An 11,509-nucleotide genomic window follows, 5' to 3' on the forward strand; every position below is an offset into this window, starting at 1 on the left:
TAGGCCTCAAAACAGTTATTTCTCATCTATTTTCGGGGTATTTCTCATACTGTTATCCTCTTCGTTCGACTATTTTTTCTTTATATATACCCTGTGTGCTCCTCTTCCTGTGATTTCTATTCCAGAATCCGGTTGATGTCCCCACTGTCTTAGTTCGTTGGTTGCTGCTGTTTGCAACAATCCTGTTAGTTTGCGATATTCCCAAACGGTCAGGAAGGGATGTTCATCCAGATACTTTAGAGCTAATGCCAGTCGTTGTTCCGATGTGAATTTATTAGAGGATCGTTGCTTTTTCCAGGGTGCTCTTTCCAGTTGGCATCTTTCGCTGATATTTCTCACCATTTCTCGGTCTACCCGGAAATTTACACCTCCTATAAAAATACTTTGTGCGTTGCGATGACTCCCCCCTTCTTCCGGATCTTCCCGCTCCTTGTCTCTGCCTAAAGTAAGAGAGGGAGTAAACGTTCCTATTCCGTCTATCTTTACCGAGCGTCCTTCTGCCATCAAATGCGCCATTTCAATGGCGGTCTGAAGTAGTACGCCTTCTATGTCTCCTGCACTGAATCCACTGACGTCACCTACTCGTTGCGCCAACTCTTTTATGCTTGTATTATCTATCCGCGCAAATTTAGGATAAGTAATTCTTTTGCCTGTTTTCTGAAGATCGGGCATCTCCTCTATGATATATCTTGCCATATCATCTATTGTTTAAAGTATTAATAGATAAGTTCTTTTGTATTAGAGGCAAACTTCCTTTCTTCTAATAGTAAAGTTCCTTTTGATTAATTATAAACTATAAATGCAACTTTTGTTTTTATAATTGAAGCTTGCGTTTATAAAAACAAAGCTTTCATTTTTATAATCAAAGCTTGCATTTATAGTTTACTCTTATACAAAGATAAGTTTTCTATTTGACAAAAAGAAGTTTATCCTTAATAAAGAAGAAGTTTTCTATTAATAGTTTGGGAGGGAATGAAGATGATTAAAGAGAAAGGATATAACGGGATTTAATGCTTAATATATTATTTCCTAAAAAGTGGATGCAATGCTTCTGTTAGTTTTTAGAAAAGTGTATATTTGTAATATTATGAGTCATACTAATATCATGCAAGCTGAAGAAAATGATTTGGTAAACATTTTATCTTTGCAAAAGAAATCTTTTATGGTGGTGGCCGAACGAATGAATAAATTCGATCTTCCCCCTTTGTTGCAAAATCAGGATGAGATTTGTGATGAGTATCAGACAGGCATTATTCTAAAATACGTATCAGATGATGGACAGATTGTAGGTTCTGTCAGGGGACGTATGGATGAAAATAGAGTATGTCATATTGGTAAATTGATAGTGCATCCCGATTTTCAGAATAAAGGTATAGGTAGAGAACTTATGACTGAAATAGAACGGTTATTTCCCCACTGTCATACGTTTTCTCTTTTTACAGGCGAAGAGACACCCAATACTTTGCATCTATATAGCAAAGTCGGTTATAATATTGTATGTAGAAAAGAAATGGAGGGTATCAGCATGATTATTATGGAAAAAGAAAAACTTACTTATAGAGATTTTACGTTTGACGATTTAGAAACTGTTTGTAAATTACCTCGAAACAAGCAGGAACTGTTTTTTATGTTTCCTAAAGCTGATTTTCCTTTAACAATCGATCAATTAAAGAATACAATAAAAGATAGATTTGATTCGACTGTTGTTTTATTTAATAATGAAGTAGTAGGGTTTGCAAATTTCTATGAGGTAAGAGAATCTCAATATTGTGCTATTGGAAATGTAATAGTAAGTCCTTGTTTTCGTAATCGTGGCGTTGGCACATTTCTGATAAATGCTATGGAAGATATTGGGAAAAAGAAATATAATGTATCGGAGCTTCATTTGTCTTGTTTTGATGCTAATACGAGTGGGCTTCTGTTATATACTAAATTAGGATATAAACCCTATGAAATAGAGAAGTACATTAATAAGGAAAACGAAGTCTCGGCTTTAATAGAATTGAAAAAAGTGCTGTGATTCGAAATAAATCACTTATTTGATTCTGTTATCTCCTGAAAGTATGATAACTTAAAAAAATGCGAGAAGTATCTATGACTGACTATAACTTACAACGATTTTTAGATGCCCAGCGAGGTGATTATGAACAAGCCCTTGCAGAAGTTAGAAACGGGCGGAAATATTCCCATTGGATTTGGTATATATTTCCTCAACTGAAAGGATTGGGCATGAGTTATAATTCACAGTATTATGGCCTTAGCGGCAAAGAAGAGGCTGAAGCATATCTTGCCCATCCAATTTTGGGAGAAAGACTTCGTGAAATAACGTCTGTTTTTCTTCATTTGAAAAATAAAACGGCGCAGGAAGTTTTCGGTTCGTTAGATGCGATGAAAGTATTGTCATGCATGACGCTTTTTAATGAAGTTGCTTCGGATGATTTGTTTCAGCAAGTGATCGACCATTATTATCAGGGTAAAGTGGATGAGACAACAAAAAGAAAATTGGAATAATAACTAATACTATTTTATATGTGCTGTTTAATGAATCTATTGTGGTTGCTGCTTGGTGGTATCTTTACTGCTGTCGAATACCTCATTTCGAGTTTATTGATGATGCTGACCATTATCGGCATTCCTTTTGGGATGCAAACATTGAAGTTGGCCGGACTTGCTTTATGGCCTTTCGGTAAAGAAGTCAGAAGTGGGAACCGTTCCGGTGGCTGCCTCTATATATTGATGAATATCCTGTGGATATTTCTGGGTGGCATTTGGATCTGTCTGTCACATTTGGTTTTCGGGGCTATATTGTGCATTACCATTATCGGAATCCCTTTTGGATTGCAACACTTCAAGTTGGCATCTTTGGCATTATCGCCTTTTGGGAAAGACATTGTAACAGTGTAAGAGTAGTTGGGAGAGAGTATGCCTATAATTAAAAGTTATAATGCATAATTAGAAACTATTGGTGGGTCTTGATTGTTTACCGTACCTTTGCACCCGGAAAACAATTAAAGATAAAAAGATATGATTTCAACAGCTACAAAAACTTTGCAGGCAAATAATAAGATGATTTATGTTGCACTGCTTTCTACTCTGACTTTCTTTCTTTTTTTAGACTATATTCCGGGATTGGAAGCATGGTCGGCTTGGGTAACTCCTCCGGTTGCTTTGTTCCTCGGACTTATTTTTGCATTGACTTGTGGACAAGCGCATCCTAAGTTTAATAAGAAAACCTCTAAATATCTGTTGCAATATTCAGTTGTAGGATTGGGATTTGGTATGAATCTTCATTCTGCTTTAGCTTCCGGTAAGGAAGGTATGGAGTTTACAGTCATTTCAGTGATCGGAACCTTGGTAATAGGTTGGTTTATCGGACGTAAGTTGTTCAAGATTGACCGTAATACAGCTTATCTTATCAGTTCGGGAACTGCTATCTGTGGTGGTAGTGCCATTGCGGCTGTGGGACCGGTATTGAAAGCGAAAGATAGTGAAATGTCTGTAGCATTGGGTACTATCTTTATCTTGAATGCTATCGCACTTTTCATTTTCCCCGCCATTGGTCATGCATTAAATATGGATCAGCAACAATTCGGAACATGGGCAGCTATTGCCATTCATGACACCAGTTCTGTAGTAGGTGCAGGAGCTGCTTATGGTGAAGAAGCATTGAAAGTGGCAACCACTATTAAACTGACCCGTGCGCTTTGGATTATCCCGATGGCTTTTGCTACTTCCTTTATTTTCAAAAGCAAAGGACAAAAGATAAGTATTCCATGGTTTATCTTCTTCTTCGTGTTGGCATTGGTAGTAAACACTTATTTGCTGGATGGAGTACCACAATTGGGAGCGGCTATTAACGGTATTGCCCGTAAAACTCTGACGATTACCATGTTTTTCATCGGTGCTTCTCTTTCTATTGATGTATTGAAAGCAGTTGGAATAAAGCCTTTGGTTCAAGGAATTTTGCTTTGGGTAATTATCAGTTTGAGCACATTGGCATACATTTACTTCGTGTAAGAAATAAAAGAGAGAATTATATAAAAGAGAAAAAGGTGGGAGAATGATCGTAGTAAACGACTTTCTCCCACCTTTCAGTTTTAGTTCAGTTTTAGCCTGCTGATAAAGCAGGGCTAAAGCAAATTATTTCTTCTTCAATTCTTCGAAGATCAATCCTTCCAGTTCTTCAGCCAGTTCAGGATTATCCATGATGCATTGTTTGGCGGCATCACGTCCTTGTCCTAACTTAGTATCATTGTAGCTATACCATGAACCGCTCTTCTTGATGATTCCCAGGTCAGCACCCAAGTCGATGATTTCTCCGGAATGGGAGATACCTTCACCGAACATGATGTCAAATTCTGCTTTGCGGAAAGGAGGTGCTACTTTATTCTTCACCACTTTCACCTTAGTCAGTTTACCGAGAATCTCTTCGCCATCTTTGATCGGCTGGCTACCACGGATATCCAAACGTACAGAAGCGTAGAACTTCAAAGCGTTACCACCGGTTGTTGTTTCCGGGTTACCGAACATAACACCGATCTTCTCACGCAACTGGTTGATGAAAATACAAGTAGTACGTGTCTTGCTCACAGCAGCTGTCAACTTACGAAGAGCCTGCGACATCAAACGTGCCTGAAGGCCTACTTTGTTGTCACCCATGTCGCCTTCGATTTCCGCTTTAGGAGTCAGTGCGGCTACAGAGTCAATAACGATGATGTCGATAGCAGAAGAACGAATCAGTTGTTCCGCAATCTCCAACGCCTGCTCTCCGTTATCCGGTTGAGAGATATAAAGATCATCGATATTTACGCCCAGTTTAGATGCGTAGAAACGGTCGAAAGCGTGTTCGGCATCAATAAAAGCAGCGATACCGCCGGCCTTTTGTGCTTCAGCAATGGCGTGGATAGCCAATGTTGTTTTACCGGAAGACTCCGGGCCATAGATTTCGATGATTCTACCTCTAGGGTAACCTCCAACGCCAAGTGCCACGTTCAGGGCAATAGAGCCTGTCGGGATCACTTCTACTTGTTCAACACTATCATCACCCATTTTCATGATAGAACCTTTACCGAAGCTCTTTTCTATCTTTTCCATGGCAGCCTGTAAGGCTTTTAGTTTTTCGCTTGATGCCATTTTATTATCTGTTTCAAAATTAAGTTCGTCTTTTTTTGCCATACCTTATTCTTATATAATTAATGGAGTTATTGATTTAAAATCTGTGAGGCATGTTCTTTGGTCTTCACTTCTTTGGGAGTGATAATTCGTTCTACGATTCCCTCTTCATTTATCAGGAAAGTAGTGCGGAAAGTACCCATGTAAGCACGTCCGTACAGTTTCTTTTCTCCCCATACTCCAAATTCTTCTACTAACTTTTTGTCAGTGTCAGCAATCAGAGTGAAAGGAAGATTGTTCTTTTCGATGAATTTCTGGTGCGACTTTTCATTGTCTACGCTGACACCGATTACTTCATAGCCGGCTTTACGTAGTTCGGAATAGTTGTCGCGCAGGTTACACGCTTGTGCGGTGCAACCTGATGTACTGTCCTTTGGGTAGAAGTACAACACAATTTTTTTTCCTTTATAAGCACTTAAACGGATTTCTTCGCCTTTCTCATTGATACCCAAGACTTCCGGTGCTTTATCTCCTACGTTTATCATAACTTTCTTTTAATGAATAGGTGTACTCTTATAATTCCAAATCCTTGTCGAACTCTTCATGCCAGGGAAGACCTTGCTTATTGAGTTGTTCCATGAACGGATCCGGATTGAATTCTTCTACATTGTTTACACCCGGACGATTCCATTCGCCTTTGAAGAACATCATGGCTCCAATCATTGCCGGAACTCCGGTGGTGTAGCTTACTCCCTGCATACCGGTTTCCTGATAAGCTTCCTGGTGACTACAGTTGTTGTATACATAGTAAGTACGTTCCTTACCGTCTTTCAGACCACGGATACGGCAACCGATAGAAGTTTCTCCTTCGTAGTTTTCTCCTAAATCCTGCGGGTTAGGCAATACAGCCTTCAAGAATTGCAATGGTACAATCTTCATTCCGTTGTAATCAACCTCGTCGATTCGTGCCATACCAATGTTTTGGATAACGCGTAAATGAGTTAAATACTCCTGTCCGAAAGTCATCCAGAAACGTGCACGTTTGATAGTCGGATAATGTTTCACTAAAGATTCCAGTTCTTCGTGATAAAGAAGATAAGAGTCACGCGGACCGATGTTCGGGTATGTAAGGTCTTTGTGGATTTCCAGCGGACCGGTAGTTACCCATTTGCCATTTTCATAATAGCGTCCGTTCTGCGTAATTTCGCGAATGTTGATCTCCGGATTGAAGTTTGTAGCAAAAGCCTTATGATGGTTACCTGCATTGCAGTCTACAATGTCCAGATATTGAATCTCATCAAAATAATGTTTAGCTGCATAAGCAGTATAGATACCGCTTACTCCCGGGTCGAATCCGCAGCCGAGGATAGCTGTCAGACCTGCTTCTTTGAAACGATCGTGATAAGCCCACTGCCAGCTGTATTCAAAATGAGCTTCATCTTTCGGCTCATAGTTGGCGGTGTCCAGATAGTTCACTCCGGCTTTCAGACAAGCTTCCATAATCGTCAGATCCTGATAAGGGAGAGCCACATTAATCACCATTTCGGGTTTGAAATCGTTGAATAAGGCTACCAGCTCCTCTACATTGTCTGCGTCAACTTTAGCTGTTTTTATATTGGGGTTACCTATTGCCTCGACGATTTTATCGCATTTCTCTTTCGTACGACTGGCAATCATGATATCTGTAAATACATCGGCATTTTGTGCCACTTTGTGTGCAACGACAGTGCCAACACCGCCTGCACCAATAATAAGAACTCTACCCATTTCTGTATTTAATGAATTATAATTTATGATTTATTGGTTTGGCAAATATACGTGATTATTTTCAGATAATCATTGCGCAGCTACTCCTTTTTATTTGTAACGTTGCAAGGTTCCGTTTTCGAATTCCAGCGTTTTGCCATTGTAGAACCAAGTTTCGAAACGACTGTCTTTTTTCAGCTCGATTTCTATCGGATCACCAATGGACAAACGACATTCTACCGTACTCATCCCTGCCTCCAAATCTCCCCGGGAGATAATCTGCCAACGTTTTTCTGTAATGCCCGGATATTTCTTATGTATATCCTCGAATCCGAAAAAATCTTCGATATAATTATCATTTTTGACAATCACGTCATATTTCAGATCTGTTTCCAATTCATAGATTGCCCCGTCCCTGTCCGTTAATGACAGGGTGGCCAGGCTGCCGGGGGAGATAATTTAATCTCTTTTATTTGCAGAACCGTATATCGGGGCAAGTGAACACGTGATTCGGTCTGCTTATCTTCAAAAGATACGATTCTTTTGGCCGGCAGCATCTTTTTAGGATAAACGGTCATTCCCAAGTATTTATTTTTCAGGCTTTCAATAGTACCCAGACTCTTGTTAGTGAAACTGAATGCATTTGAAAAATATTTCATTCTCTTTTCGCCTTGAAAATCATTCAGGTCCATGCCGGAGTTCGTTCGCGAGAGAGCGACTTCCAGATAATAAGAATGTCCCTGTGTATCTTTGAATACGATTTTCACTGGATATGCCTGACTGCCGACTCCAATAGCGGTAATTGTAGCTTCCGTATTGACAGGAATTGCTATATCCCGATAGCCGGAATAATTGTTGGCATCGTCTACCCGGGCACTTTCAGATTGTATATAGACTGTTTTTCCTACTAACAACTCTTTGGCAGTATCTACATCTTTCAGATAAACCAATCCATTGATACCGGCACGGGGAGCCTTCTCGCAAATCTCGTCCAGTCTCATGTTCTTTATGTCATAATAATATTTTTCTCCCTCACATTCGAATACGAAGCGAGTGGAATAGTTGGTTCCGGTTGATATATTTTGAGCCTTCTCTTCTGTTCCCGTGAAAGTGAGAATCTTGTGCTTCAGCAGGCTGTTGTCTATTCCTTTGTCGGTGTCGTAGCTGGAAAGAGTAGGAAGGAACATGTTCCGTGTAGAAGGAACAAACATAAACTTCATTCCGGGTGTCCATTTACACAGCGGTTGCAGTGGAAAGTTATTCTTGATGAATTGTTCTTCTTCACCTACAGGGATTTCCTGCGTGGAAGGAGTAGTGACAATGTAATCACTTTGAGCTGTGATAGGACACGTGCCATAACAGAATAGAATTAAAGATAGGACAATTATTCTCATATTTGTTTACTTTAAGTGAACTATGTAAATTGTTCGTTTGTTGTATATCTACTGGCAAATGTATATATTTTATGTTGTATTGGATGTTATTTTCCAATCTTTTTGATATCTTTGCCCCCGATTTTAACTTAAACGTTATAACAATATGAAGAAAGTATTTGTTTCAATTTGCATTGCTGGTGCAGCACTTGCAATGTCTTCGTGCCGTTCGGTTGAGAAGGCAATCCCTCTGTCATCTATCAATGGTGAATGGAATATTATAGAAGTCAACGGCTCGAAAATTGCTCCGGGCGAAAGTAGAACCCTTCCTTTTATCGCTTTTGATACAGCGACCGGTCGTGTGTCCGGCAATAGCGGATGTAATCGTATGATGGGTAGTTTCGATGTAAATGCGAAGCCGGGAAGCCTTGAACTTACAGGGATGGCTAGTACCCGAATGATGTGTCCGGATATGACTACTGAAAATAATGTATTGAATGCTTTTGCGCAAGTAAAAGGATACAAGAAGGCAGGTAAAGATAAGATGTATCTTTGCAATTCGTCCAACCGTCCGGTTGTCGTTCTACAAAAGAAGGAGGCTGATGTGAAACTTTCAGTTTTGAATGGAGAATGGAAAATTAAAGAAGTGAATGGTGAAGCAATTCCTTCCGGTATGGAAAAACAACCTTTCATTGCTTTTGATGTGAAGAAAAAGACCATTCATGGCAATGCCGGATGTAATTTGATTAATGGCGGTTTTGAAACCAGTACCAGCAATGCCAAATCAATTTCTTTTCCGGGAGTAGCGAGCACAATGATGGCTTGTCCGGACATGGAAACAGAAGGTAAGGTGCTGAAAGCTATCAATGAGGTGAAGTCATTCGATGTGTTGTCCGGTGGCGGCATTGGCTTGTATGATGCAAATGGCGCATTGGTCATCGTGCTGGAAAAGTAATAAATAGATCAATCTATATAATAGGATATGCCTGTGTCGCACATGACGACACAGGCATATTTTTTTTCTTTCATCGAACCAGAGTCGTCTGTATTTGTTTAAAGAAACAGTTGCTGACTGGCTTTGAATATGACTATGTCAGCAGTGTTTATTTATTAAAACTGTCTTTTTGGCAGATATTATGTCATGCATTCGTATAATTTCTTTTTGGCACACGGTTTGCTTTTTAGTAAGCGTCCGTTCGCGACGAGGCTCCTTGATAAGAGCCGGAGAAACAACCGGACAAAAAGAAATCAATGAATAAATAATAAATAAAAAAATAACGATCATGGGAAAAATTATTGGTATTGACTTAGGAACTACAAACTCTTGTGTTGCCGTATTCGAAGGTAACGAACCTGTAGTAATTGCAAACAGTGAAGGTAAACGTACGACTCCTTCTGTTGTCGCTTTCGTAGATGGCGGTGAACGTAAGGTGGGTGATCCTGCAAAACGTCAGGCTATTACGAACCCTACACGTACAATCTTCTCTATCAAACGTTTCATGGGTGAAACTTGGGATCAGGTACAGAAGGAGGTGACTCGTGTTCCTTATAAAGTAGTGAAAGGTGACAATAACACTCCGCGTGTTGACATCGACGGACGTCTGTACACTCCGCAGGAAATCTCTGCTATGATTCTTCAGAAAATGAAGAAGACTGCCGAAGACTATCTCGGACAGGAAGTAACAGAAGCAGTAATCACCGTTCCTGCATATTTTTCCGACTCTCAACGTCAGGCTACTAAGGAAGCCGGACAGATTGCCGGTCTGGAAGTAAAACGTATTGTAAACGAACCGACAGCCGCAGCTCTTGCTTACGGTCTGGATAAGGCTCACAAAGATATGAAGATTGCTGTATTCGACCTTGGTGGTGGTACATTCGATATCTCTATCCTCGAATTTGGTGGTGGTGTGTTTGAAGTACTTTCTACAAACGGTGATACTCACTTGGGTGGTGATGACTTCGATCAGGTAATCATCAACTGGTTAGTACAGGAATTCAAGAACGACGAAGGTGCTGACTTGACTCAGGATCCGATGGCTTTGCAACGTCTGAAAGAAGCTGCTGAAAAAGCTAAGATTGAGCTTTCTTCTTCTACAAGTACAGAAATCAACTTGCCGTATATCATGCCGGTAGGTGGTGTGCCTAAGCACTTAGTGAAGACTTTGACTCGTGCAAAATTCGAATCTTTGGCTCACGAATTGATTCAGGCTTGTCTTGAACCATGTAAGAAGGCAATGAGTGATGCAGGTTTGAACAATGCTGATATTGATGAAGTAATCCTTGTTGGTGGTTCTTCACGTATTCCGGCTGTTCAGAAATTGGTAGAGGATTTCTTTGGCAAGGCTCCTTCTAAAGGTGTGAATCCGGATGAAGTAGTAGCAATTGGTGCTGCTGTACAAGGTGCTGTGTTGACAGACGAAATCAAAGGTGTAGTATTGTTGGATGTTACTCCGTTGTCAATGGGTATCGAAACACTGGGTGGTGTAATGACTAAGTTGATCGACGCTAACACTACCATCCCGGCTCGTAAGAGTGAAACATTCTCTACTGCTGCCGATAACCAGACGGAAGTTACTATCCACGTATTACAGGGAGAACGTCCGATGGCTGCACAGAACAAATCAATCGGTCAGTTCAACTTGACAGGTATTGCTCCGGCTCGTCGTGGTGTTCCTCAAATTGAGGTTACATTTGATATCGATGCCAACGGTATCTTGAAAGTATCTGCAAAAGATAAGGCTACCGGTAAAGAACAGGCTATCCGTATTGAAGCATCCAGCGGTTTGAGCAAGGAAGAAATCGAAAAGATGAAGGCTGAAGCTGAAGCTAATGCTGAAGCAGATAAGAAAGAACGTGAAAAGATCGACAAGCTGAACCAGGCTGACAGCGTAATCTTCTCTACTGAAAATCAGTTGAAGGAATTAGGTGATAAGTTGCCTGCTGATAAGAAAGCTCCGATTGAAGCTGCTTTGCAGAAATTGAAAGATGCTCACAAGGCACAAGATTTGGCTGCTATTGATACTGCTATGGCAGAAATCAATACTGCTTTCCAGGCTGCAAGTGCTGAAATGTATGCACAGAGCGGTGCGCAAGGTGGAGCACAGGCTGGTCCTGATATGAATGGTGGTGCTGGCCAGCAAGATAACAGCAAGCACGGAGATAACGTTCAGGATGCTGACTTCGAGGAAGTCCACTAATATCTATAAGTAAACTACTAATAGTATGTAATATAAAAAGCGGTAAATCATTGATTTACCGCTTTTGTTTTTATGTTTTTC

The 11,509-nt window shown here is 40.4% G+C and carries 10 protein-coding genes and 1 pseudogene; 6 read left to right on the forward strand and 5 right to left on the reverse strand.

Annotated features, from left to right (window positions below):
* Nucleotides 1–69 precede the first annotated feature (69 nt).
* Nucleotides 70–696 (reverse strand): HU family DNA-binding protein, encoded by a 627-nt coding sequence (locus KQP79_RS06950; RefSeq protein WP_004302073.1) that lies wholly within the window; start codon nt 694–696, stop codon nt 70–72.
* Nucleotides 697–1,105: 409 nt separating this feature from the next.
* Here KQP79_RS06950 and KQP79_RS06955 point away from each other — a divergent pair, with 409 nt between their 5' ends.
* The 4 genes from KQP79_RS06955 to KQP79_RS06970 all read left to right on the forward strand — a co-directional run bounded on the left by KQP79_RS06955 (nt 1,106) and on the right by KQP79_RS06970 (nt 4,017).
* On the forward strand, nt 1,106–2,020 hold the full coding sequence (locus KQP79_RS06955) for a GNAT family N-acetyltransferase (protein WP_224262864.1): 915 nt from the start codon (nt 1,106–1,108) through the stop codon (nt 2,018–2,020).
* A gap of 59 nt (nt 2,021–2,079) precedes the next feature.
* Entirely contained in the window at nt 2,080–2,511 is a 432-nt protein-coding gene (locus KQP79_RS06960; protein ID WP_004312519.1) for a DUF1810 domain-containing protein, read from the forward strand.
* 18 nt (nt 2,512–2,529) lie between these two features.
* The gene (locus KQP79_RS06965) at nt 2,530–2,904 is read left to right on the forward strand and encodes a YccF domain-containing protein (protein WP_004312518.1); all 375 of its coding nucleotides are present in this window, start codon (nt 2,530–2,532) and stop codon (nt 2,902–2,904) included.
* A 120-nt stretch (nt 2,905–3,024) separates the two neighbouring features.
* Nucleotides 3,025–4,017 (forward strand): YeiH family protein, encoded by a 993-nt coding sequence (locus KQP79_RS06970; RefSeq protein ID WP_004312517.1) that lies wholly within the window; start codon nt 3,025–3,027, stop codon nt 4,015–4,017.
* Nucleotides 4,018–4,140: 123 nt separating this feature from the next.
* On the opposite strand, the gene recA is transcribed toward KQP79_RS06970, so the two are convergent.
* From recA to KQP79_RS06990, 4 genes and pseudogenes are all read right to left on the reverse strand, one after another.
* On the reverse strand, nt 4,141–5,175 hold the full coding sequence (gene recA, locus KQP79_RS06975) for a recombinase RecA (RefSeq protein ID WP_004312516.1): 1,035 nt from the start codon (nt 5,173–5,175) through the stop codon (nt 4,141–4,143).
* Nucleotides 5,176–5,201: 26 nt separating this feature from the next.
* Nucleotides 5,202–5,657: a thioredoxin-dependent thiol peroxidase gene (gene bcp, locus KQP79_RS06980; RefSeq protein ID WP_004312515.1), complete on the reverse strand. Its 456-nt coding sequence runs from the start codon at nt 5,655–5,657 to the stop codon at nt 5,202–5,204.
* Between the two features lie 28 nt (nt 5,658–5,685).
* Nucleotides 5,686–6,879, reverse strand: a complete 1,194-nt coding sequence (locus KQP79_RS06985) for a saccharopine dehydrogenase family protein (protein ID WP_004312514.1) — start codon at nt 6,877–6,879, stop codon at nt 5,686–5,688.
* Between the two features lie 90 nt (nt 6,880–6,969).
* A pseudogene (locus KQP79_RS06990) lies at nt 6,970–8,252 on the reverse strand (hypothetical protein).
* 145 nt (nt 8,253–8,397) lie between these two features.
* Here KQP79_RS06990 and KQP79_RS06995 point away from each other — a divergent pair.
* Both KQP79_RS06995 and dnaK read left to right on the forward strand, forming a co-directional pair.
* Complete coding sequence (locus KQP79_RS06995; protein ID WP_004313951.1) at nt 8,398–9,186, forward strand: META domain-containing protein; 789 nt, start codon at nt 8,398–8,400, stop codon at nt 9,184–9,186.
* Nucleotides 9,187–9,514: 328 nt separating this feature from the next.
* A complete protein-coding gene (gene dnaK / locus KQP79_RS07000; protein ID WP_061447629.1) occupies nt 9,515–11,428 on the forward strand; it encodes a molecular chaperone DnaK in 1,914 nt (637 codons plus the stop codon).
* Nucleotides 11,429–11,509: the final 81 nt, after the last annotated feature.

Origin of the sequence: Bacteroides sp. DH3716P, from assembly GCF_025914115.1 — a bacterium.
Classification (GTDB): domain Bacteria; phylum Bacteroidota; class Bacteroidia; order Bacteroidales; family Bacteroidaceae; genus Bacteroides; species Bacteroides ovatus.